This is a genomic window from Actinotalea ferrariae (assembly GCF_019733465.1).
Taxonomy (GTDB): domain Bacteria; phylum Actinomycetota; class Actinomycetes; order Actinomycetales; family Cellulomonadaceae; genus Actinotalea; species Actinotalea ferrariae_A.
This window is the reverse complement of the sequence record NZ_JACVQL010000078.1, coordinates 1-23,386: the sequence shown is the minus strand read 5'-3', so window position 1 is coordinate 23,386 and position 23,386 is coordinate 1. Positions and strand designations below refer to the sequence as shown.

Below are 23,386 nucleotides of genomic sequence, written 5' to 3'. Positions count from 1 at the left end.
CCTCCGGCATGCCGCCGCGGAACCGGCCCTCGGGCGCCTGCGCGAGCGCGGCGCCGAGGTCCTGCCCGGCGACGTCGAGGTCGGTCGTCGGCACGCCGCCGTGGCGGCGGGCGAGGCGCGCGGCGTGCTCGACCGTGGCCGCCGAGAGCTCGGCGGTCGCCTGGGCCGTCACGCGGTCGACCAGCTCGTGCGCCTCGTCGACGACGAGCACGTCGTGCTCAGGCAGGACACCCGGCGAGCCGCCCGCGGCGATGCCGAGCATCGCGTGGTTCGTCACGACGACATCGGCGTCGCGCGAGCGGCCGCGCGCCTTCTCCGGGAAGCAGTCCTCGACCAGCGGGCACTTCGAGCCCAGGCACTCCATCGCCGTGACCGACACCTGTCGCCACGCCCGGTCGGGCACCCCCGGCACGAGGTCGTCCCGGTCCCCGGTGTCGGTCTCGGCCGCCCACTCCCGCAGGCGCACGACGTGCCGCCCGAGCTCACCCGCCGCCGACCGTGCTCCTGCGTTCCCGGCCTCGCCCGGCGACGGGTGGTCCGCAGCGCCGGGTCCTTCGCCGAGCGCGTCGAACAGCGTCCCGGGCTCGTCCTGCGGGTAGCCGCCCGCCACCTTCTGCAGGCAGACGTAGTTGTGCCAGCCCTTGAGGAGCGCGATCTGCGGCGCGCGCGGCAGGTGCGGGGCGACGGCGTCGGCCACGAGCGGGAGGTCGCGCGTCATCACCTGGCGCTGCAGCGCGAGCGTCGCGGTCGAGACCACCACGCGCTCGTCGGCGAGCACGGCGTGCCGCACGGCGGGGACGAGGTAGCCGAGGGACTTGCCCGTCCCCGTGCCGGCCTGCACGAGCAGGTGCTCACCGGTCTCGAGCGACCGCGCGACCGCGCGCGCCATCTCGTGCTGCCCGTCCCGGCGGCGCCCGCCGAGCACCGCGACCGCCCCGTCGAGCAGGCGCTCGACGTCGTCGGCCATCGCCTCGCTCCGGGCCGAGGGAGACGTCGTGCCAGGGCTCACCGCGGCAGCCTAGACGCCGCTGACGCCGCCGGGGCGCTCGTCCGCAGGGACGCCGCGCCGGACGACCCGTCGTCGTCCGGCGGCGCGTGCGCTCAGCCCACCGCGACGGCGCGGAGCTCGGCCGCGAGGTCGCTCGCGACCCGGCCGCGCAGGAGCGTGCCCGCCTCGGTGTGCTCCTCGGACTCGACCTCCCCCTCCGAGTGCGCCCGGCTCACGAGGTCCCCGCGCTGGTACGGCACGACGACCTCGACCGCCTCCTGCGGACGCGGCAGCTCGGCCGCGATCATCTCGAGCAGCTGGTCGACGCCGGCACCCGTGTGCGCCGAGACCACGATCGAGCGGGGCTCGCGGCGGCGCATGCGCACCACGACGTCCGGGTCCGCGACGTCCGCCTTGTTGAGCACCACGATCTCGGGGATCGCGTCGGCGCCCTCGATGTCCGCCAGGACGGCGCGCACCGCGGCGACCTGTCCCTCCGGGTCGGGGTGGGAGACGTCGACCACGTGGAGCAGGAGGTCCGCGTCGCCGACCTCCTCGAGCGTCGACCGGAACGCCTCGACGAGCTGCGTCGGCAGGGACCGGACGAAGCCGACGGTGTCCGTCAGCGTGTAGGCCCGGCCGTCCGGCGTCTGCGCCCGGCGCACCGTCGGGTCGAGCGTCGCGAACAGCGCGTTCTCCACGAGCACGCCCGCGCCCGTGAGGCGGTTGAGCAGGCTCGACTTGCCCGCGTTCGTGTAGCCGGCGATGGCCACCGACGGGACGTGGTGGCGCTTGCGCGCCGAGCGCTGCGTCGCACGCGACGGCGCCATCGCGGCGATCTCGCGCCGGAGCTTGGCCATCCGGGTGCGGATGCGTCGGCGGTCGAGCTCGATCTTCGTCTCACCGGGGCCGCGGGAGCCGATCCCGGCACCGCCCGCCACCCGGCCACCGGCCTGGCGGGACATCGACTCGCCCCAGCCGCGCAGGCGTGGCAGCAGGTACTCGAGCTGCGCGAGCTCGACCTGCGCCTTGCCCTCACGCGACTTGGCGTGCTGGGCGAAGATGTCGAGGATCAGCGCGGTCCGGTCGATCACCTTGACCCGCACGATGTCCTCGAGCCCGCGGCGCTGGGACGGTGCGAGGTCGGCGTCGACGATCACGGTGTCGGCACCGACCGCCTGCACCACCTCGGCCAGCTCGGCGGCCTTGCCGGAGCCCAGGTAGGTCGAGGGGTCCGGGTGGGAGCGCCGCTGCAGCACGCCGTCGAGCACCTCGGAGCCGGCCGTCTCGGCGAGCGCGGCGAGCTCCCGCAGCGACAGCTCGGCGTCCTCGCCGGAGCCGGACGTCCAGATGCCGGCGAGCACGACGCGCTCGAGGCGCAGCTGCCGGTACTCGACCTCGGTGACGTCGTGCAGCTCGGTGGACAGCCCGGAGACGCGACGCAACGCGGCGCGCTCCTGGCGGTCGAGCTGCTCCCCGTCGGCGTCGCTGCTGCGGGTCTCGCCCTCGTCGAGCGCGGTGCCGGCCCGGGCGAGCACGCGGGCGACGACGGCCTCGGCGAGCTCGCGGTCGTCGCGAGGGGTGGTTTCGTGCTGGGTCATCAGTGCCTTTCCGTTCGACGTCCCAGCGTGTCACGCGCACCTCGGGCCCGCGAAGCGAATACGCCCAGAGCGCACGAGGGCCGGCGGCTAGAGTGCCGCGCGTGCCCAGCCCGACGCCGCCCACCTCGCCCGGCGAGGACCCGGGCGACCACTACTTCACCGCCGCCCCGGCATCGTCCGCCGAGCTGCGCCGGCTCGACGTGCGGCTCGCGGGACGCGACATGTCGGTGTGGACGGCGGGCGGCATCTTCTCCCCCGGCCGCCTCGACCTCGGCACGCAGGTCCTCCTCCGCACCGTCCCGGGACCGCCCTCCTCGGGCCACCTGCTCGACCTCGGGTGCGGCTGGGGGCCGGTCGCGCTGACGATGGCCCTCGGCTCGCCCGGCGCCACGGTGTGGGCGGTCGACGTCAACGAGCGCGCGCTCGACCTCGTGCGCCGCAACGCCGCGGAGCTCGGGCTGACGAACGTCGTCGCCGCGCGGCCGGACGACGTCCCGGATGACGTCCGGCTCGCGGCGCTGTGGTCGAACCCGCCGATCCGCGTCGGCAAGGAGGCACTGCACACGATGCTCCGACGGTGGCTCTCGCGCCTCGCGCCGGACGCCGCCGCGCACCTCGTCGTGCAGCGGAACCTCGGCGCGGACTCGCTCCAGCGGTGGCTCGAGGAGGCCGGCGCGGCGACGACCCGGGTCGCGAGCGCCAAGGGGTTCCGGGTGCTGCGGATCGACGGCCCGGGGACGCTCGCCGCGCGCTGACGAGGCTCAGCCCGCGGTCAGCGCCGTGAGGTCGACGTCGGCCTCGGCGACGAGCACCGCGGGGCCCGCGAGCTCGACGCGGTCCCCCGTCACGCGGACCCGCACGGTCCCGCCCGGCACGTGCACCGACCACACGTCGGGTGCTCCGGCCCCGGCCCAGGCGCGCACCGCGAGCGCCGCGGCGCACGCGCCCGTGCCGCACGACCGGGTCTCCCCGACGCCGCGCTCGTGCACGCGCATGCGGACCTCACCGACGACGCCGTCGCCCTCGGCGCGCTCGCCGAGCGGCACGACGAGCTCGACGTTAGTGCCCTGCGGCGGTACGGGCGTCACGTCCGGGACGCGCGTCAGGTCGGCCGCCGCCAGCTCGTCGACGTCGGCGAGCGCGAGGACCGTGTGCGGGTTGCCGAGGTCGACGCTCAGGGCGGGGCGGCTGACCGGCAGGCCGGCCACCGCGACCTCCGCGTCCTGCCCGGCCGCGACGGCCTCCGCGCCGCCCGGCAGGCGCCACTCGCCCATGTCCACGGCGTACCAGGCGGCCGCACCCCCGGGGTCGGCCACCCGGGTCACGCGGCGGGCGCCCGCCCGCGTGCCGACGACGAGCTCGCCGTGGCCGTCCCACAGGCCGCGGTGCTCGGCGAACCGGGCGAGCACCCGCACGCCGTTGCCGCACATCTCGGCGACCGACCCGTCGGCGTTGCGGTAGTCCATGAACCACCGCGCCCCGGGCTCCCCGACCAGGAGCGCGGCGCCCTCGGGCACGTGCTCGCTCGCGACCAGGCGGATGACGCCGTCGCCGCCGACGCCGGCACGCCGGTCCGCGAGGGCGCGCACGAGCCCGGCGTCGAGCGTCAGGAGGCCGTCGCGGTCGTCGAGCAGGACGAAGTCGTTCTGGGTCCCGTGCCCCTTCCACACGTGCAGCACGGGCGGCGCGGGGTGCGGCGTGGGGTGGCGCGTGGGCGCCGACGCGGTGGCCGGTGCGACGGACGAGCTCATGACCCGAGCGTACGGCGGCGCGTGCCCGGGTCGACCAGGCGTCCGTCGTCGGCGGCCGCCACCAGCTCGAGCGCGCGGTCGACGAGCCGGGGGTCCTGCGCGTCGAGCCAGTGCACGCGCGGGTCGCGCCCGAACCAGCCCATCTGCTTGCGCGCGAGGCGGCGTGTGCCCGCCACGACGCCGTCGTACGCGTCCTCGAGCGTGCGCTCGCCGCGCAGCGCCGCGAGGACCTCGGCGTACCCGACCGCCCGGCCGGCGGTCCGGCCCATGCGGGGGGCGAGGCCGGCGACCTCCTCGACGAGCCCCCGGCGCCACATCCGCTCGACGCGGTGCGCGACGTGCTCGTCGAGCACGCCCCGGTCGCAGTCGAGCCCGATCTGCACCGCGGGCCGGACGTACTCCTGCTCGGGCAGCGACGCGGTCCACGGGCGGCCGGTGAGGGTGATGACCTCGAGCGCGCGCACGACCCGCCGGGTGTTCTGCCGGCCGATCGCCTGCGCCGCGGCCGGGTCCAGCGCGGCGAGCTCGTCGTGCAGGACGCCCGTGCCCTCCGTCGCGGCGCGCTCCTCGAGCCGCGCGCGGACCGCGAGGTCGACCGGCGCGAGCTCCATCCGGTCCAGCAGCGCGCGGACGTACAGCCCGGACCCACCGACGACGACGGCCCGCGCACCGCGGCCGGTCACCGCGGCGACGTCGGCGCGGGCGGCCCGCTGGTAGGCGGCCACCGACGCGTCCTCGCCGACGTCGAGCACGTCGAGCTGGTGGTGCGGGACGCCGCGGCGCTCCTCGTCCGTGACCTTGGCGGTGCCGATGTCCATGCCGCGGTAGAGCTGCATGGCGTCGGCGTTGACGACCTCGCCGCCCAGGGCGACGGCGAGCGCGACCCCCAGGTCGGACTTGCCCGTCGCGGTCGGGCCGACGACGGCCACGACCAGCGGGGCGCCGCTCACGGGGTGCCGCCGACGGTGCTGGCTGCCTCGACCGCGCCGGCGGTGCCCCCCGTGCCGTCCGTGCCCCCCATGCCCTCCGTGCCGCCCGGCCACGCGAGCACCACGTACGTCGCGCCGAACGGCGCAGAGCGGTGGAGGAGACGTCCCGGCGCGCGGCCCGGTCGTCCGGCACCGACGAGCACCTGCCACGGGCCCCAGGCGCTCACCGCCAGCTCGGCCGCGAGACCGGCCGGCACGGCTGCGAGGCGGCCCGTCGCCTCGGGTCCGAGGTCCAGCAGGTCCGCGAGGACTGCGTCCTCGAAGGCCGGGGCACGGTCGTCGGTCGGGAGCGGCCCGTCCGGACCGCGGCGCGCGCTGAGCGACCCGACGAGCACGAGGGCCGTCCGTCCGGGCGCGGCGACCAGCGCGGCCCCGGACGCGGCCGGTGCGCCCGCGTCCGCACCCGCCGCGGTGAGCACCCGGACCCGACCGGTCCACCCGGCCGCACCGAGCGCGTGCAGGCCGACCGACGTGGCGAGGCCCGCACGGGGGCGCGGCTCGGTGCCGACCGCGGCCCCGGCCCGGAGGAGGTCGTCGGGCAGTCCTGCCCCGCCGAGGGTCGGCGGAGGCGCGTCCGCGACGTCGGGGGCGCCACCGGCGGGTCCGGGGACGACGAGGACGACGTCGTCGGGCGCGACGGCGAGCAGCGCGCGCAGGGCCGAGGCGGCCACGGCGCGCTCCTCATCGAGCACCGCCGCGCGCCCGGACGCACCCGGCACCAGCAGCGCGGTGTCGGGGATCAGCACGGCACCGGCGAGCACGACGGCGACGCTACCGTCCCGTGCCGCGGTGTGCGGCGACGTGCCGCTGCCGGGACCTCGACGGCGCACCGGTACCCTGTGCCGATGGGGTTCTTCTCCTGGGTCCGTCGCGTGGTCGAGCCGGGCCCGCAGACGGGTGAGGCCGCCCAGGGGCGTCCGCTCGCAGGCCTGCTCGGGGATCCCGAGCGCCGCGCCCCCGCGCAGCACCCCGAGGTCGCCGCGGACGTGCCCACGCCCCTCACCTCCGAGCGGCTGCGCTCGTGGTTCACGCGGCACGGCTACACCTACTTCGTCGACGACGAGGGCGACGTCGGCGGGCTGTGGCGGGGGCGCCTGTTCTACTTCTTCCTCTTCGGCGAGCGGCACGAGATCCTCCAGGTCCGCGGGCAGTGGAACCGGGAGTTCGCGATCGAGCGGCTCACCGAGGTGCTCGAGATCTGCAACGAATGGAACGCGGACAAGATCTGGCCCAAGGCCTACGTGCGCGTGCGGGACGACGGCATGGTCCACCTCACGTGCGAGGTCGCGACCGACCTCGAGCACGGGGTGAGCGACGCGCAGCTCGGCCAGCTGCTGCACTGCGCGCTGAGCGCCTCGTCCATGCTCTTCGACACGGTGGACGAGCTCTACCCCGACCCCGCGGCCGGTGCGCCGTGAGGGCGCGGCGCGCCGAGGAGCCGGGCGACGTGACGGGCCCCGGCGTCGCGCGGCTCGTCCAGCGCCCGCGGCCGGTCGACAGCGCGCGGATCGAGGCGTACCTCGTCGGCCAGGGCTACCACGTGCAGCGGGACGAGGACGACGACCTCACGGGCACCTGGGACGGGGACCGCTTCTGGTTCCTGCTGCTGGGCGAGGCGCAGGAGGTCCTGCAGGTGCGCGGCCGGTGGCACCGGACGCTGCCCGAGGAGCGCCGCGCCGCCGCGCTCCTCGCCGTGAACGACTGGAACCGCGAGCGCATCTGGCCCAAGGCGTACGTGCGCTCCGAGGAGGGCGAGCTCGCGCTCTACGGCGAGGTCTCGGTGGACCTCGAGCACGGCGTGACCGACCAGCAGCTCGCCCAGCTCCTGGCGTGCGGGCTCGGCACCGGGGTGCAGCTCTTCGCGGCCCTCGACGAGCTCGTGCCCGGCCTCTGACCCGTCCGCCGACCGGCCGATCCGAGCTCGACCCAGTCCGAACCGGGTCCGAACCGGGTGGCGCCCCTCAGGGACGACGCAGCGACGGCATCGGCAGGACGACTGGCCCGCCGGCAGCGGCTGCGCCCCCGCCGTGACCGTGCCCGTGGCCGTCCTCCTCGAGGCCGGCGCGCGCACGCTCGCGGGCCGCCCACGCGTCCCCCGAGCGGGTCCGACGCACCGCGTAGGGGCCGCCCGCGAGGGACGAGTCGGCGACGAGGTGGTGCGGCGCGGCGTGCGTGACCCGGACGGTGACGAGGTCGCCGGGCCGCGGGAGGTCGTCGTGGACGTCGGGGCGCGCACGAGGGTCGAGGCCCGTCGAGTCGTCGCCGGCGAGGCCAGCCTGCACCGCGAGGGGCGTGGCCAGGTGGACGAGGCGGTTGTCCGCCGCACGTCCGGTGACCCGGTGCGTCGCGCCGTCCTTGCGACCCGAGCCCTCGGCGACGAGGACCTCGACGACCCGGCCGACCTGGCGCTCGTTCTCGCGCGTCGAGACCGCCTCCTGGAGCGCGACGAGGCGCTCGTAGCGCTCCTGGACGACCGCCTTGGGGAGCTGGTCGGGGAGGTCCGCCGCGGCCGTACCGGGGCGGGGCGAGTACTGGAACGTGAACGCGGACGTGAACCGCGACGCCTCGACCACGCGCAGCGTCTCGGCGAAGTCCTCCTCCGTCTCGCCCGGGAAGCCGACGATGACGTCCGTCGTGATCGCGGCGTCCGGCATGGCGGCGCGCACGCGGTCGAGGATCCCGAGGAACTTCTCCGACCGGTACGAGCGACGCATCGCGCGCAGCACGCGGTCGGAGCCGGACTGGAGCGGCATGTGCAGCTGCGGCATGACGGTCGGCGTCTCCGCCATCGCGGCGATGACGTCGTCGGTGAACGCGGCGGGGTGCGGCGACGTGAACCGGACGCGCTCGAGGCCCGGCACGGCGCCGACCGCGCGCAGCAGCTTGGCGAACGCACCGCGGTCGCCGAACTCGACGCCGTAGCTGTTGACGTTCTGGCCGAGCAGCGTGACCTCGATCGCGCCGCCGGCGACGAGCGCCTCGACCTCGGCGAGGATCTCCCCCGGCCGACGGTCGCGCTCCTTGCCGCGCAGGTGCGGCACGATGCAGAAGGTGCACGTGTTGTTGCAGCCGACGCTGATCGAGACCCAGCCGGCGTAGACGGACTCGCGCCGCGTCGGCAGCGTCGAGGGGAAGACCTGCAGCGACTCCGCGATCTCGACCTGCGCCTCGGCGTTGTGCCGCGAGCGCTCGAGCAGCACCGGCAGCGCGTCGAGGTTGTGCGTGCCGAAGACGACGTCGACCCACGGCGCGCGCTCGACGATGCCCGCGCGGTCCTTCTGCGCGAGGCAGCCGCCGACGGCGATCTGCATTCCGGGCCGCGCGGCCTTCACCGAGGCCAGGTGCCCCAGGTTCCCGTAGAGCCGGCTCGCCGCGTTCTCGCGGACGGCGCACGTGTTGATGACGACGACGTCGGCGCGCGAGGCAGCGGCGTCGTCGGCGGTGGCCGGCGCGTAGCCCGCCGCCTCGAGCATCCCGGCCATGTGCTCGGAGTCGTGGACGTTCATCTGGCAGCCCAGGGTCCGCACGACGTACGTCGGGCGCGCGCCCTGGGTCGCGTCGGCGCCGAGGGAGGCGGCGCCGAGGGAGGCCGGGAGCCCCGTCGTCCGCGGGGCGGCCGTGGGCACGGAGGTCGGCGGCGGGGATGTCGTCGTCATGGCCCTACCAGGGTACGGCGGCCTGCGCGCGTCCTCGGCCGCGTCTGCCCTGCGCCGGGGTGCGACGTCGTCCGACCGAGCGACGTGGACCTCGGTCGCGGGTCCGCCGAGACGCAGCCCAGACGATCCCTTGACCCGCCGTTGCCGATCTGTGACCCGAAACGCGAGCCGACGGCTGGCCCGGCGGCGTCCCGCCCCCCTAGGTTCAGCAGATGATGACTGCCTCCCCCGAGCCCGTGCTCGAGGACGGGCGCCCCTCCGTCGGAGAGCCGCTCGTCGTCCTCGAGCACGTGAACAAGCACTTCGGCGCGCTGCACGTGCTCCAGGACATCGACCTCACCGTGCACCGCGGCGAGGTCGTCGTCGTGATCGGGCCGTCCGGCTCGGGCAAGTCCACGCTGTGCCGGGCGATCAACCGGCTCGAGACGATCGACTCCGGGTCCATCACGATCGACGGCCAGCCCCTGCCGGCCGAGGGCAAGGCGCTCGCGCGCCTCCGCGCCGACGTCGGCATGGTGTTCCAGTCGTTCAACCTCTTCGCCCACAAGACCGTGCTCGAGAACGTCACGCTCGGGCCGATCAAGGCCAAGGGCGTCCGCAAGGCCGACGCCCGCACCCGCGCGATGGAGCTGCTCGAGCGCGTCGGGGTCGCGAACCAGGCGGAGAAGCTCCCCGCCCAGCTCTCCGGCGGGCAGCAGCAGCGCGTGGCCATCGCGCGAGCGCTCGCCATGAAGCCGAAGGTCATGCTGTTCGACGAGCCGACGTCGGCCCTCGACCCGGAGATGATCAACGAGGTCCTCGACGTCATGGTGTCGCTCGCGGCCGAGGGCATGACCATGATCGTGGTCACGCACGAGATGGGCTTCGCGCGGAAGGCCGCGCACCGCGTCGTGTTCATGGACGGCGGCCAGGTCGTCGAGGAGGCCGACCCCGAGACCTTCTTCACCGCGCCGCGCAGCGAGCGCGCCAAGGACTTCCTGTCCAAGATCCTGACCCACTGATCGACCACCGGCCGAGACGGCCGGCGAAGGCACGACCGACCAGCACGCTCACGCCCCACACCCCGGGGCACGACAGAAGGGACGACCCATGCGCTCGAGGAGAGGAACGGTCGCGGCGCTCGCCGCGATGACGCTCGCACTCACGGCCTGCGCCGGCAACGCGGAGGAGCCGGAGACCGAGGAGCCCGCAGCCGGCGAGGAGGAGCCCGCCGACGAGACGGCCGACTTCCCCGAGGGGTCCACCATGGCGGAGCTCGCCGAGGCGGGCTCGATCACCATCGGCACCAAGTTCGACCAGCCGCTGTTCGGGCTCGTCGGGCCGGACGGCGTGCCGCAGGGCTTCGACGTCGAGATCGCGAAGATCATCGCCGCCGAGCTGGGGATCGAGGAGGACGGCATCGAGTGGGTCGAGACCATCTCGGCCAACCGCGAGTCGTTCATCGAGACCGGCCAGGTGGACGTCGTCGTCGCCACGTACACGATCAACGACGACCGCAAGGAGCGCATCTCCTTCGCGGGCCCGTACTACGAGGCGGGCCAGTCGATCCTCACGCTCACCGAGAACGAGGACATCGAGGGTCCCGACGACCTGGCCGGCAAGAAGGTCTGCACGGTCTCGGGCTCGACCCCGGAGAAGAACCTCCTCGAGAACTACCCCGAGGCCGAGGTCGTGCCGTTCGGCACCTACGCCGAGTGCATCGACCCGCTGCGCAACGGTCAGGTCGACGCGGTGAGCACGGACAACGTGATCCTCGCCGGCTTCGCCGCCGACAATGACGACCTCGAGGTGCGCGGCGAGCCGTTCACCCAGGAGCCGTACGGCATCGGCCTCGCGAAGGACGACACCGACTTCCGCATGTGGATCAACGACGTCCTCGAGGCGGCCTACGAGGACGGTCGCTGGACAGACGCGTGGGAGGCCACCGCGGGCTCCGTGCTCCCGACGCCCGAGCCGCCGGCCGTCGACCGCTACTGATCGCTGACGCCAGGCACTGAAGGACCGGCCGACCCCCCGGCCGGCTGACCGCCTGCGGACGCGCCGCCCGCCGCACCCTGCGCACCAGCGCGAGGTGCGGCGGGCGCCGTTCCGCGAACCGACCCCCGAGGAGCCGTCCCCGTGGACGTGATCGTCGACAACCTGCCGACGTACCTGCAGGGCTTCGCCTCGACGCTGCGGCTGACGCTCTACTCCGGTGCGCTCGCGCTCGCCGCCGGGCTGCTGCTCGCCGCCCTGCGCGTGTCCCCCCTGCGACCGCTGCGCGCCTTCTCGGCCGTGTACGTCGAGGTGCTGCGGAACACCCCGCTCACGCTCGTCTTCTTCGGGCTCGTGTTCGTGGCGCCGCGCTTCGGCCTCATCACACCCCTGGGCTTCTGGACCGCGGTGATCTGCCTCGCCGCGTACACCTCGGCGTTCGTCGCCGAGGCCGTCCGGTCCGGGATCAACAGCGTGGGCATCGGGCAGGCCGAGGCGGCCCGCGCGATCGGTCTGACGTTCGGTCAGACCCTCGGCGAGGTCGTGCTCCCCCAGGCCGTCCGCAGCGTGATCCCCCCGCTCATCAACGTCTTCATCGCGCTCGCCAAGAACACGTCCGTCGCGGCCGGGTTCGCGGTCGTCGAGCTCATGGCGACGGGCCGCCGTCTGGGCACCGCGAACGCGGCCGACGGCCTCTGGGTCCTCGCCGGCGTCGCGATCTTCTACCTGCTGATCACGATCCCGCTGGGCGTGATCGCCGGCACCGTCGAGCGGAAGGTGGCGTTCTCGCGATGAGTGCCGTCCTGTACGACTCCCCCGGACCCGTCGCGCGCCGACGCGAGCTGGTCGGCTCGGTGATCGGCGGCCTCGTGCTGCTGGCGCTGATCGGTCTCGGCGTCTGGTACGCCGCCGGCAAGGGCGTCTTCGGCGCCGACCGGTGGGACGTGCTCTACGACCCGCCCAAGGGCCAGACCGCGGCCGACGTGTGGACCTTCATGGTGGTCCAGGGGCTGGGAGCGACGCTGCGTGCGGCCGCCGTCGCGGCCCCGCTGGCTCTCGTGCTGGGCCTGCTGCTCGCCCTGCTGCGCACGGCTAGGCACGCCGCGCTCCGGGTGCCCGCGATCGTCGTGATCGAGCTCTTCCGGGGGCTCCCGGTGTTGCTCATGATGTTCTTCGGTTCCATCGGGTTCGGCTGGGACGCGTTCGGCGCCGTCGTGTTCGGGCTGACCGTCTACAACATGGCGATCATCGCGGAGATCCTGCGCGCGGGCCTCGCGGCCCTGCCCCGAGGACAGGCGGAGGCTGCCTACGCGGTGGGCCTGACGCGTCGCCAGACGCTCCTGACCGTGCTGCTCCCCCAGGCCGTCCGGACGATGCTGCCGAGCCTCATCGCGCAGCTCGTCGTGCTGCTCAAGGACTCCTCGCTCGGCTTCATCGTCGGCTACCCCGAGCTGCTCAAGTCGATCCAGAACAACGCCCAGTTCTTCGGCAACGACTACTACGTCGCGCTCTTCGTGGTGGGTGCCGGGATCTACCTGGTCGTGAACCTCTCGCTCTCGTGGCTGGCCCGCTGGATCCAGCGGCGCACCACGAAGACCGCCGCGTCGCCGAAGCAGGTCGACACGCTGACCACGCAGTCGATCGCGAGCCACGGCGCCGGCCACGCCGGCGGCATCTGAGCACCACGGGGCGCTGGAGCCGCCCCAGGGCCGGCTGCGCCCGCGCTCAGCCCGCGGTGGCGCTCGCGCGGAGCTCGCGGACCACGGTGACGGTGATCTCGCCGGGGTAGGTGAGGTCCTTCTCGATCTGCCGGGCGATGGCGGACGCGAGGCCGGGCAGCGCCCGGTCGTCGACCACCTCGGGCTCGACGACGACCCTCACCTCGCGCCCTGCGGCCATCGCGACGGCGCGACGCACTCCGTCGTGCGCGACGACGAGCCGCTCGAGGGTGTCCATCCGCTCGATGTACTGGTCGAGCTCCTCGCGGCGCGCGCCCGGGCGTGCGGCCGAGCAGGCGTCGGCGGCCTGGACGAGCACGGCCTCGACCGACTCCATCGGGACCTCGTCGTGATGCGCGGCGATGGCGTTGACCACGACCGGGGACTCGCCCAGCCGGCGCGCGAGGTCCGCGCCCACCAGCGCGTGCGTACCCCCGAGCTCGGCCGTCAGCGCCTTGCCGATGTCGTGGAGCAGGGCCGCCCGGCGCGCGACCTCCTGGTCCGCGCCGATCTCCGCCGCCATGAGCGCCGCGATCCCCGCGCTCTCGACCAGGTGCGCGAGCACGTTCTGCCCGTAGCTCGTGCGCAGCCGGAGGCGGCCCAGCGTCGCCACGAGCTCCGGGTGGAGCCCGCGCACGCCGGCCCGCTCCGCGGCGTCGTGCCCCGCGGCTGCGTGCCGCTCCGCCGCCCCCGCGAGCGCGTCGGCGTAGGCGATCTCGATGCGTTGCGGATGGATGCGGCCGTCGGCGAGGAGGGCCTCGAGGGTCACCGCGGCGACCTCGCGACGCTCGGCGTCGAAGCTCGACAGCGTCACGGAGTCGCTCGTGTCGTCGATGATGACGTTGACGCCGGTCAAGGCCTCGAAGGTGCGGATGTTGCGCCCCTCCTTGCCGATGATGCGGCCCTTCATCTCCTCGGCCGGCAGGGGCACGACGGTGACGACGCTCTGCGCGCTCGTGGGCCCGGCCAGCCGCTGCACCGCGGTCGCGACGACCCGGCGCGCGCGCTCCTCGGCGATCTTCTGGGCACGGGCCTCGATGCGCCGCACCGCCGCGGCCGCGTCGTGCGTCGCACGCTCGGTCGCGAGACGCACCTGCTCGGCACGGGCCTCCTCCGAGGACATTCCGCTCATCGCCTCGAGCGCCGCAGCGGCCTGCGCCTCGGCGTCGCGGAGGACCCGCGCCGCCTCGGCCCGGTCGGCGTCCGCCTCGGCCGCCCGCGCCCGGGACTGCTCGAGCGCGGCGCGAGCCTCACGACGCTCGGCGGTCACGTCCTTCTCGAGCTCGACGACGCGCTCCTCGCGGCGCTGCGCGTCCGCGAGCAGCGCGCGGGCCTCGGACCGGATGCTCGCGACGTCCTCGGTCGCCTTGTGGCGCACGACGTCGGCCTCACGGCGGGCCAGGAGCACGAGGACGAGAGCGACGAGGCACGCCAGGAGGAGGACGACGACGATCGCGGTCTCACCCATGCGTACCTCTTCCGTGCTCGGGCGCCCGGTACGGCTCGATGACCGCCTGCCGGACCGCTCAGTCCGCGTCCGCCCCGTGCTCGTCGAGGCCGCGATCAGTATGGTCCACCATCTCGCGGACCAGCCGGGACGACAGGCCGGACGAGTAGCCCTTGCGTCCCAGCATCGCCATCGCGCGCCGCGCCTGGACCTGCGGGTCGACGCCCGGGCCCGAGCGCCACCGACGGCGCAGCAGCTCGCGCGCCGCCGCCTCCTCCGACTCGTCGTCCACCTGGGCGAGGGCCTCCTCGGCGTGCTCGTCCGCGATGCCCTTGCGCCGCAGCTCCTGGACCAGGGCCCGCCGGGCCAGGCTTCGCGACGCGACCTGGGACCGCACGAGCATCTGCGCGTACTCGGCGTCGTCGATCAGGCCGACCTCGGTGAACCGGTCGAGCAGCCGCGCCCCGAGCGCCTCGTCGACGCCCTTGCGCGCGAGCGCGTCCTCGAGCTGTCGCCTGCTGCGCGGCGCGCCGGTCAGCTGGCGCAGGAGGATCGCGCGGGCGACCGACTCGGGATCGGGCTCGGGGTCCATCGCGGCGGCGCTGTCGTGCGGCAGCTCCTCCGGTTCCTGCGGCCCCCTACCTTTTGGCCGGCGGCGCGACGAGGAGGTCACGAGACGCTCCTCACCGCCCCGCCGCCACGCGCGGCGTGGACGGTGGGGACGGCACGGAGCCCTGTCTCGGAACGCACCTGTCTCAGAAGTCGACGCCGGCGGCCGGGTCGGCGGGCGCGTCGACGCGAGCCCCGATACCCAGCTTCTCCTTGATCTTCTTCTCGATCTCGTCCGCGAGATCGGGGTTGTCCCGCAGGAACCCGCGCGCGTTCTCTTTGCCCTGGCCGAGCTGGTCGCCCTCGTACGTGTACCAGGCGCCCGACTTGCGGATGAAGCCGTGCTCGACGCCGAGGTCGATCAGGCCGCCCTCACGCGAGATGCCCACGCCGTAGAGGATGTCGAACTCGGCCTGCTTGAAGGGCGGCGCCATCTTGTTCTTGACGACCTTGACGCGCGTCCGGTTGCCGACGGCGTCCGTGCCCTCCTTGAGGGTCTCGATGCGCCGGATGTCCATGCGGACGGATGCGTAGAACTTCAGCGCCTTGCCACCCGTCGTGGTCTCGGGCGAGCCGAAGAAGACGCCGATCTTCTCCCGGAGCTGGTTGATGAAGATCGCCGTCGTGCCCGACGCGCTGAGGGCGCCGGTGATCTTGCGCAGCGCCTGCGACATGAGCCGGGCCTGGAGGCCGACGTGGCTGTCGCCCATCTCGCCCTCGATCTCGGCCTTGGGCACGAGGGCGGCGACGGAGTCGATGACCACGACGTCGATGGCACCCGACCGGATCAGCATGTCCATGATCTCGAGCGCCTGCTCACCCGTGTCCGGCTGCGAGACCAGCAGCGCGTCGGTGTCGACGCCGAGCTTCTTGGCGTACTCCGGGTCCAGCGCGTGCTCGGCGTCGATGAAGGCGGCGATCCCGCCGGCCTTCTGGGCGTTGGCGACGGCGTGCAGCGCGACGGTCGTCTTGCCGGAGGACTCCGGGCCGTAGATCTCGACCACGCGGCCGCGGGGCAGGCCGCCGATGCCGAGCGCGATGTCGAGCGCGATCGACCCCGTCGGGATAACCTCGACGGGCGCGCGGCCGTCGTCGCCGAGGCGCATGATCGAGCCCTTGCCGAACTGGCGGTCGATCTGGCCGAGCGCGGCCTCCAGGGCCTTCGTGCGGTCTGCGGGAGCTGCCATCGTGTCACCTCGGGTTCTGGGCGGACGCCCTCTTCCGGGGCCCGCGTCTGGCTGTCTGCGTCGTGCTTGTGGCTTCGTCGGTGACGCTACGCCCCACCTCCGACACGACCGGCGCCGGACCTCCGGGCCTGGGGACGAGCGGGTGACCGCAGCACCTGTGGACGAGTCTAGCGAACAGGTGTTCGAGCCGTGCGCGACACGCCGTCGCCCGTCGCCGGCCGGTTCAGCGCAGCAGGAGGCTCGCGATCCGTCGCGACGTCCAGACGGTGCCGATCGCGCCCATCGCCGCGAGGTAGGCGACGTGGACGAGGATCCCCTGGTCCACGGTGCCGAGCATGAGGTCCCGCACCATCGCGACCCCGTGGTAGAGCGGGGTGGCCTGCACCACCCACTGGAGCGCGGGCGGGTAGGTGCTCAGCGGGTAGAACGTGGCCGAGAAGAGGAACATCGGGAGGATCGCGAGCTGCACGAAGTCGAAGTCGGCCCACGACCGCATGTACGTCGTCGTCGCCATGCCGATCGACGCGAAGGCCCAGCCGATCAGCGTGGCCGCGGGGACCGCGAGCAGCGCGGTCCACGTCGTGACCGCGCCGGCGAGCGCCGCCACGACGAGGAAGGCGCCCGAGTAGACGAGGCCGCGCAGCAGCGCCCAGGTGATCTCGCCGACGGCGACGTCGCGCGGGCCGAGCGGCGTCGCGAGGACCGAGTCGTACAGGCGCGCGTACTTCAGCTTGAAGAACACGTTGGTCGTCGAGTCGAAGACGGCGCCGTTCATCGCCGACGCCGCGAGGAGCGCCGGTGCGACGAAGACCGCGTAGGGCACCGTCCGTCCGACGCCCACCTCGACGTCGCCCACGAGCGCACCGATGCCCACGCCCATGGAGAACAGGAAGAACACGGGCTCGAAGAAGCCCGAGACGAGCACCGTCCACGTGCGGCGGAACGACCGGTAGTTGCGCTCCACGAGCATGCGCGCCATGCCGGCGCCGGCGGGCAGCGGCAGGGACCGCGCCACCGAGTGCGCCCAGCCGGTGGGACGCCGGTCGGTACCGGTCGCCGGTCCTGCTCCGAGCGTCACCTAGATCACCATCCTGCGCCGGAGCACGCGCTCGGACAGGAGCAGCCCGACGACGAGCCACACCCCGAGGTAGGCGAGGTGGCCGAGCAGCGGGCCGGGCGTGACCGTGCCCAGCACGAGGTCGCGGCACGCGTCGACGGCGTGCCACAGGGGCGTCACCCACGCGACCGGCTGCAGCCATCCCGGCAGCTGCTCGATCGGGAAGAACGTCCCCGCGAACAGCTGCATCGGCATGACCACGAAGCGGAAGAGCAGGGTCACGCCCTGGTCGTTGCTGAGGCCCGCGGAGTAGGCGTAGCAGCACGCGGCGAACGCCATGCCGCCGAGCACGGCGACCGGGAGCGCCAGGAGGCCCCACGGCGACCGGACGAGCCCGAGCAGCGCCGCCACGGCGAGGAAGATGCCGCACGCGACGACGAGCCGCACCAGGACGTACGCCATGTGGCCACGCACGACGTCACGCACGCCGAGCGGGGTCGCGAGCATGCCCTCGTAGAACCGCTGCCACTTGATCGCGCCGATCACGGAGAAGGTCGTCTCACCGGCGGCGACCTGCATCGCGGTCGCGGCCAGGACGCCGGGCGCGACGAACAGGACGTAGGGGACCCCGTCGATCCCCCCGGACGCGCCGTCGACGAGCGCCCCGAGCCCGTAGCCCATCCCGGCGAGGTAGAGCAGCGGCGTGAGGAAACTCGAGATCGCGGACCCGACCCAGACCCGGCGGTACTGCGTGAGCCAGTGCTCGGTGACCGAGCGCCACCCACCGCCGCGCGCGGGCGCGGCACGGGACGTCCCGGCGGTGCGCGTGCCGACGTCGGTGGCCATCAGTCCACCAGCGTCCGGCCCGTGAGGTGGAGGAACACGTCCTCGAGCGTCGAGCGGCGGACGAGCGACGAGAGCGGCTCGACGCCGCGACGGCCCAGCTCGGCCTGGGCGGACTCGCCGTCGGCGGTGTAGAGCAGCAGCCGATCCGGCAGCACCTCGACCCGGTCCGCGACGCCGTCGACGGCGGCGAGGTGCTCGCGGTGGTCGTCGCTGTCGAAGCGCAGCTCGAGCACCTCGCGCGTCGAGTGCTCCTCGATGAGGGACCGCGGCGAGCCCTCGGCGACGATCCGCCCGTGGTCCATCACCACGAGCCGGTCGCACAGCTGCTCCGCCTCGTCCATGTAGTGGGTGGTGAGGACCAGGGTCACGCCCTCGCGCTTGAGCCGGAACAGGCGGTCCCACAGCACGTGCCGGGCCTGGGGGTCGAGGCCGGTGGTCGGCTCGTCCAGCAGGAGGATGCGCGGCTGGTTGACGAGCGCACGCGCGATCGTCAGGCGGCGCTTCATGCCGCCCGAGAGCGGCTCGACGACCGAGCGCGACCGCTCGGCGAGCTGCGCGAACTCGAGCAGCTCCGCCGCACGACGGCGCACCTCGGAGCGCGAGAGTCCGAAGTACCGGCCGTAGACCCAGATGTTCTCCTCGACGGTCAGCTCCTCGTCGAGGGTGTCCCGCTGCGGCACCACGCCCAGCCGCGCGCGGATCGCCGGCCCGTGCGTCGCGGGGTCGAGACCCATGATCCGCAGCGAGCCCGCCGAGGGCGGTGACACGCAGCCGATCATCTTCATGGTCGACGACTTGCCCGCGCCGTTGGGGCCGAGGAAGCCGAAGGCCTCACCCGGCCGGACGTCGACGTCGATCGCGTCGACGGCCGTGAAGTCGCCGAACGTCTTGACGAGCCCGCGCGCGCTGATCAGCGGCTCGGCGGGGTCTCCGGCGGGCAGGGGTTCGGCGGCCACGGCGCGACGTTACCCCGCGCCACCGACACGGGGCGCGGGCTTTGCCGGCTCTCGCGGCGCAGGCCCTCGGAGCCCGTGGAGCGTGCTCGAGAGGGCCTCAGCGCGTCCGCGGTGCGCGCGTCAGGCTCCCCCAGCGCTCGGACTCGGGGACCGCCATGGCGTCGCAGAGCGCCCGCCACACCGTGCGGGGCTCCTCGCCGTCCGCGAGCGCCTGGACGCTCGTGCGGTCGTCGAGCCCGCCCAGCACCTGGTCCTGCGCGAGGGTGCGGCCCATGCGCGCGCCGAAGACGTCGTCGACCAGGTCCCAGAACTCGCTGTACCGCACGGCACCAGGGTGCCACGCACGGCCCGGGCACGCCGCACCGCCTCGCCCCCGCACATCCGCTGGCACCCGCGGGTGCCGGTGGGCCGACCGCCGCCGGGCCGGTGTCGGTGCCGCACGACACAATGTGCCGGTGAGTACGCAGGTGCGATCGGGCACGCGGTCCGGTCCGGCGACCGACGAGCCCGCGGCCGTCGACGTCCTGGCCCGGTTCTCCGAGCCGACGCGCGCCTGGTTCTCGGGCGCTTTCCACGCCCCGACCGCGGCGCAGGCGGGTGCCTGGGAGGCCATCGGCGGCGGCGACCACGCGCTGGTGGTGGCGCCGACCGGCTCCGGCAAGACGCTCGCGGCCTTCCTGTGGGCGCTGGACCGGCTCATGAGCGAACCGGTCCCGGCCGACCCCGCGCAGCGCTGCCGCGTGCTGTACGTGTCACCGCTCAAGGCGCTCGCGTCCGACGTCGAGCGCAACCTCCGCTCGCCGCTCGTCGGCATCCGGCAGGCGGCCACGCGCCTCGGGCTGGAGGTCCCGGAGGTGACGGTCGGGATCCGGACCGGGGACACCCCGCCGTCGGAGCGGCGCGCGTTCGCGACCCGCCCACCGGACGTCCTCATCACCACGCCCGAGTCGCTGTTCCTCATCCTCACGTCGGCCGCCCGCAGCGGGCTGGCGGGCGTGCGCACCGTGATCGTCGACGAGATCCACGCCGTCGCGGGCACCAAGCGCGGGGCACACCTCGCGGTGAGCCTCGAACGCCTCGACGCGCTGCTCGACGCGGCGCCCGGTGCGGAGGACGACGGTGCGGCGAGCGTCGGCGCGGGGCCACGCCCCGCGCAGCGGGTCGGCCTGTCCGCGACCGTGAGCCCCGTCTCGGCCGTCGCCGGGTTCCTCGGCGGTGCCCGGAGCACGGCCGACGGCGGCCGTCCCGTCGCCGTCGTGCAGCCGCCGTCGGCCAAGGTGGTCGACGTGCGGGTCGTCGTCCCCGTGCCCGACCTCACGCAGCTGGGCGCCCCCGGTGCCGCGCGCGACGACGGGCCTGACCTGTCGGGCAGCGCGGCCGGCGCCCCGCCTCGTCCGTCCATCTGGCCGCACGTCGAGGAGCGCGTGGTCGACCTCGTCGCGGAGCACCGCTCGACGCTCGTCTTCACGAACTCGCGCCGCGGTGCGGAGCGGCTGACGGCGCGCATGAACGAGGTCTGGGCGCAGCGGCAGGGCGGGGACCTCCCCGACCCGGGAACCCTCACGCCGTCCCAGGTGCAGGCGCAGTCGGGCGCGGCCGTCGGGGTGGACACGTCGGACGCGTCGACGATCCTCGCGCGCGCGCACCACGGCTCGATGAGCCGCGCGGAGCGCACCCGCACCGAGTCCGAGCTCAAGGAGGGCCGTCTGCCCGCCGTCGTCGCGACGTCGTCGCTCGAGCTCGGCATCGACATGGGCGCCGTCGACCTCGTGGTGCAGGTCGGCTCGCCCCCGTCGGTCGCCTCCGGGCTGCAGCGCGTCGGGCGCGCCGGCCACCAGGTCGGGGCGGTGTCACGCGGGATCGTCTTCCCGACGTACCGCGGTGACCTGGTGCCCGCCGCCGTCATCGCACAGCGCATGCGGGACGGGCGGATCGAGCGCCTCGACGTCCCCGCCAACCCGCTCGACGTGCTCGCCCAGCAGGTCGTCGCGATGCTCGCGGTCGACGACTGGACGGTGGACGACCTCGCGCGCGTGGTTCGGCGCGCCGCCTCGTTCAGCGAGCTCGGCGAGGCGAGCCTGCACGCGGTCCTCGACATGCTCGCGGGCCGCTACCCCAGCGAGGAGTTCGCCGAGCTGCGCCCGCGCATCGTGTGGGACCGGACCACGGGCGTCCTCAGCGGTCGCCCCGGAGCGTTGCGGCTCGCCGCGACGAGCGGCGGCACCATCCCCGACCGCGGGCTGTTCGGCGTGTTCCTCGCCGGGTCGGGCGGCGACGTCCCGGCCGACGACGCGTCCGGCGGTGCGCGGCTGCGCGGGGGCAAGCGCGTGGGCGAGCTCGACGAGGAGATGGTCTACGAGTCGCGCGTGGGCGACACGTTCACCCTCGGGTCGAGCACGTGGCGGATCGAGGAGATCACGCCCGACCGCGTGCTCGTCAGCCCCGCGCCCGGGCTCCCCGGGCGCCTGCCCTTCTGGAAGGGCGACTCCCCGGGCCGGCCCGCCGAGCTCGGGCAGGCGCTCGGCACGTGGGTCCGGGAGCTGGCCGCCCTCCCGCGCGAGGAGGCGACCGAGCGCGTGACCGCGGCGGGCCTCGACGCGTGGGCGGCCGACAACCTGCTCGGGTACCTCGACGAGCAGCGCGCCGCGGCGGGCGTGCTGCCCGACGACCGGACCGTGGTCGTCGAACGGTTCCGCGACGAGATCGGCGACTGGCGGATCGTCATCCACTCCCCCTACGGCGCGACCGTGCACGCGCCGTGGGCGCTCGTCGTGGGCGCCCGCCTGCGCGAGCGCTACGGGCTCGACGCCGCGGCCATGCACTCCGACGACGGGATCGTGCTGCGGCTGCCCGACATGGTCGCGGCGGGGACGGGGACGTGGGACGCGGCCGAGGCGCGCTGGACCGAGCCCGACGGGCCCGGCATCGACCTGACGGACCTCCTGATCGAGCCGGACGAGGTGCCCGAGGCCGTCCGCGGCGAGCTGGGCGGTTCCGCCCTGTTCGGTGCGCGGTTCCGGGAGGCCGCCGCGCGGGCGCTCCTGCTCCCCCGCCGCCGGCCCGACAAGCGCCAGCCGCTCTGGCAGCAGCGCCAGCGCTCGGCGCAGCTGCTGTCCGTCGCGGCGCGCTACCCCGACTTCCCGATCCTGCTCGAGGCGGCGCGCGAGTGCCTGCAGGACGACTTCGACGTCGCGGCGCTCACCGACCTCATGCAGGCGATCGCGAGCCGCCGGGTGCGCGTCGTCGAGGTCACGACGCCGACGCCGTCGCCCTTCGCGCAGTCCCTCCTCTTCGGCTACACGGCGCAGTTCCTGTACGACGGTGACGCCCCGCTCGCCGAGCGGCGCGCGGCGGCCCTCACCCTGGACCCGACGCTGCTCGCCGAGCTCCTGGGGCAGGGCGGGGCGTCCCAGCTCGCGGACCTGCTCGACCCGGACGCCGTGCTCACGACCGAGGCGGAGCTCATGGGCACCGCGCCGGAGCGACGCGCTCGCCACCTCGAGGACGTCGCCGACGTCGTCCGGCGGCACGGCCCGCTGACGCTGGCCGGCGTGGTCGCGCGCACCCGCGACGAGCTCGCCGACGAGGTGCCCGCGTGGCTCGCCGAGCTGGTCTCGCGCCGACGCGTCATCGCCGTCCGGCTCGGCGGCGAGGGAGCCGAGCACTGGGCCGCGGTCGAGGACGCCGGACGCCTGCGCGACGCCCTGGGGGTCGCGCTCCCCGTCGGGATCCCCGAGGCGTTCACCGAGATCGTGCCCGACCCCCTCGGCGACCTCGTGCGGCGGTACGCCCGGACGCACGGCCCGTTCACCGCGACCCAGGTCGCCGACCGGCTCGGGCTCGGCACCGCCGTCGTCGGCGACGTGCTGCGCCGGCTCGAGGCGCAGGGCGCGCTCGTCTGCGGGCGGCTGCGACCCGACGTGCTCGGCGGCACCGGTGAGGACTACTGCGACACCGAGGTGCTCCGCACGCTGCGCCGGCGGTCGCTCGCGGCGCTGCGCGCCGAGGTCGAGCCCGTGCCGCAGCAGGCGCTCGGGGTGTTCCTCCCGCGCTGGCAGGGCGTCCTGGACCGGCCCGGCGCGGTCCGGCTGCGCGGGGTCGACGGCGTCGCACGCGTCGTCGAGCAGCTCGCCGGCGTCGCGCTCCCGGCGTCGGCGTGGGAGACGCTCGTGCTCCCCGCCCGCGTGCCGGGCTACCAGCCGGCCATGCTCGACGAGCTCACCGCCGCGGGCGAGGTCGTGTGGGCCGGGCACGCCTCGCTCGCCGCCCGCGACGGGCTCGTCAGCCTGCACCCGGCCGCGACGGCGGACCTCACCCTCGCTGCCGCGCTGCCGCGCGAGGGCGCGCTCGCCGCACCGCTGCACGACGCCGTGCTCGAGGCCCTCGGCGGCGGCGGCGCGTACTTCCTCGACGCGCTCGCGACCCGGGTCGCCGCCCTCGTGGAGGGCGACGCCGACGCGCCCGCGCCCGGCCCGACCCAGGTGGCCGACGCCCTGTGGGACCTGGTCTGGGCGGGCTGGGTCACGAACGACGGTCTCGGGCCCCTGCGGGCCCGCCTCGGCGGCGGCGCCCGGGGCGCTCGCGGCACCGCCCACACGGCCCGGCGC

The 23,386-nt window shown here is 74.8% G+C and carries 21 protein-coding genes; 8 read left to right on the top strand and 13 right to left on the bottom strand.

The genetic code is table 11. The annotated features are described in order from the left end of the window. A partial coding sequence (locus ICW40_RS06970; protein ID WP_221653110.1) for an ATP-dependent DNA helicase occupies positions 1-967 on the bottom strand: 967 nt, incomplete at its 3' end. Between the two features lie 134 nt (positions 968-1,101). Continuing rightward, positions 1,102-2,589: a GTPase HflX gene (gene hflX / locus ICW40_RS06965; protein WP_221653105.1), complete on the bottom strand. Its 1,488-nt coding sequence runs from the start codon at positions 2,587-2,589 to the stop codon at positions 1,102-1,104. A 101-nt stretch (positions 2,590-2,690) separates the two neighbouring features. Here hflX and ICW40_RS06960 point away from each other — a divergent pair, with 101 nt between their 5' ends. Beyond that, positions 2,691-3,344 carry a class I SAM-dependent methyltransferase gene (locus ICW40_RS06960; RefSeq protein WP_308121681.1) on the top strand — a complete coding sequence of 218 codons (654 nt, stop codon included), beginning with the start codon at positions 2,691-2,693 and terminating at the stop codon, positions 3,342-3,344. A 6-nt stretch (positions 3,345-3,350) separates the two neighbouring features. Here ICW40_RS06960 and dapF read toward each other — a convergent pair whose 3' ends face one another. From dapF to ICW40_RS06945, 3 genes are read right to left on the bottom strand one after another with little or no spacing between them, the layout of a single operon-like run. Next, a complete protein-coding gene (gene dapF / locus ICW40_RS06955; protein WP_221653104.1) occupies positions 3,351-4,340 on the bottom strand; it encodes a diaminopimelate epimerase in 990 nt (329 codons plus the stop codon). Continuing rightward, entirely contained in the window at positions 4,337-5,290 is a 954-nt protein-coding gene (miaA, locus tag ICW40_RS06950; RefSeq protein ID WP_221653103.1) for a tRNA (adenosine(37)-N6)-dimethylallyltransferase MiaA, read from the bottom strand. The genes dapF and miaA overlap by 4 nt, the downstream gene beginning before the upstream one ends. Continuing rightward, on the bottom strand, positions 5,287-6,090 hold the full coding sequence (locus ICW40_RS06945; protein ID WP_221653102.1) for a hypothetical protein: 804 nt from the start codon (positions 6,088-6,090) through the stop codon (positions 5,287-5,289). Before ICW40_RS06945 ends, miaA begins: the two co-directional genes overlap by 4 nt. 84 nt (positions 6,091-6,174) lie before the next feature. Between ICW40_RS06945 and ICW40_RS20815 the strand changes: the two genes are divergently transcribed. Both ICW40_RS20815 and ICW40_RS06940 read left to right on the top strand, forming a co-directional pair. Then, positions 6,175-6,747: a YbjN domain-containing protein gene (locus ICW40_RS20815; RefSeq protein ID WP_260458895.1), complete on the top strand. Its 573-nt coding sequence runs from the start codon at positions 6,175-6,177 to the stop codon at positions 6,745-6,747. A gap of 29 nt (positions 6,748-6,776) precedes the next feature. Next, entirely contained in the window at positions 6,777-7,223 is a 447-nt protein-coding gene (locus ICW40_RS06940) for a YbjN domain-containing protein (RefSeq protein WP_308121680.1), read from the top strand. Positions 7,224-7,290: 67 nt separating this feature from the next. Here the strand turns inward: ICW40_RS06940 and miaB are convergent, their stop codons facing one another. Continuing rightward, a complete protein-coding gene (gene miaB / locus ICW40_RS06935) occupies positions 7,291-8,985 on the bottom strand; it encodes a tRNA (N6-isopentenyl adenosine(37)-C2)-methylthiotransferase MiaB (protein WP_221653100.1) in 1,695 nt (564 codons plus the stop codon). A gap of 215 nt (positions 8,986-9,200) precedes the next feature. Between miaB and ICW40_RS06930 the strand changes: the two genes are divergently transcribed. The 4 genes from ICW40_RS06930 to ICW40_RS06915 all read left to right on the top strand — a co-directional run bounded on the left by ICW40_RS06930 (position 9,201) and on the right by ICW40_RS06915 (position 12,638). Continuing rightward, positions 9,201-9,986: an amino acid ABC transporter ATP-binding protein gene (locus ICW40_RS06930; protein WP_221653108.1), complete on the top strand. Its 786-nt coding sequence runs from the start codon at positions 9,201-9,203 to the stop codon at positions 9,984-9,986. Between the two features lie 88 nt (positions 9,987-10,074). Then, positions 10,075-10,962 carry a glutamate ABC transporter substrate-binding protein gene (locus ICW40_RS06925; protein ID WP_221653099.1) on the top strand — a complete coding sequence of 296 codons (888 nt, stop codon included), beginning with the start codon at positions 10,075-10,077 and terminating at the stop codon, positions 10,960-10,962. 141 nt (positions 10,963-11,103) lie between these two features. Next, positions 11,104-11,754, top strand: coding sequence for an amino acid ABC transporter permease (locus ICW40_RS06920; RefSeq protein ID WP_221653098.1), 651 nt, complete (start codon positions 11,104-11,106; stop codon positions 11,752-11,754). Continuing rightward, positions 11,751-12,638 (top strand): amino acid ABC transporter permease, encoded by an 888-nt coding sequence (locus ICW40_RS06915; RefSeq protein ID WP_221653097.1) that lies wholly within the window; start codon positions 11,751-11,753, stop codon positions 12,636-12,638. The genes ICW40_RS06920 and ICW40_RS06915 overlap by 4 nt, the downstream gene beginning before the upstream one ends. Positions 12,639-12,684: 46 nt before the next feature. Here ICW40_RS06915 and rny read toward each other — a convergent pair whose 3' ends face one another. The 7 genes from rny to ICW40_RS06880 all read right to left on the bottom strand — a co-directional run bounded on the left by rny (position 12,685) and on the right by ICW40_RS06880 (position 19,104). After that, positions 12,685-14,145: a ribonuclease Y gene (rny, locus tag ICW40_RS06910; protein ID WP_221653096.1), complete on the bottom strand. Its 1,461-nt coding sequence runs from the start codon at positions 14,143-14,145 to the stop codon at positions 12,685-12,687. Between the two features lie 58 nt (positions 14,146-14,203). Continuing rightward, a complete protein-coding gene (locus ICW40_RS06905; protein ID WP_221653095.1) occupies positions 14,204-14,716 on the bottom strand; it encodes a regulatory protein RecX in 513 nt (170 codons plus the stop codon). Between the two features lie 163 nt (positions 14,717-14,879). Beyond that, complete coding sequence (gene recA, locus ICW40_RS06900) at positions 14,880-15,920, bottom strand: recombinase RecA (RefSeq protein ID WP_221653094.1); 1,041 nt, start codon at positions 15,918-15,920, stop codon at positions 14,880-14,882. 223 nt (positions 15,921-16,143) lie between these two features. Next, positions 16,144-16,998 carry an ABC transporter permease gene (locus tag ICW40_RS06895; RefSeq protein WP_308121678.1) on the bottom strand — a complete coding sequence of 285 codons (855 nt, stop codon included), beginning with the start codon at positions 16,996-16,998 and terminating at the stop codon, positions 16,144-16,146. Further along, a complete protein-coding gene (locus ICW40_RS06890; protein WP_221653093.1) occupies positions 16,999-17,823 on the bottom strand; it encodes an ABC transporter permease in 825 nt (274 codons plus the stop codon). Beyond that, entirely contained in the window at positions 17,823-18,779 is a 957-nt protein-coding gene (locus tag ICW40_RS06885) for an ABC transporter ATP-binding protein (protein ID WP_308121677.1), read from the bottom strand. Before ICW40_RS06885 ends, ICW40_RS06890 begins: the two co-directional genes overlap by 1 nt. A 97-nt stretch (positions 18,780-18,876) precedes the next feature. After that, positions 18,877-19,104: a DUF3046 domain-containing protein gene (locus ICW40_RS06880; protein WP_221653092.1), complete on the bottom strand. Its 228-nt coding sequence runs from the start codon at positions 19,102-19,104 to the stop codon at positions 18,877-18,879. Positions 19,105-19,246: 142 nt separating this feature from the next. On the opposite strand from ICW40_RS06880, the gene ICW40_RS06875 reads away from it, so the two are divergent. Then, positions 19,247-23,386 (top strand): Lhr family ATP-dependent helicase (locus tag ICW40_RS06875; RefSeq protein WP_374199138.1); only part of this gene is annotated, 4,140 nt, incomplete at its 3' end.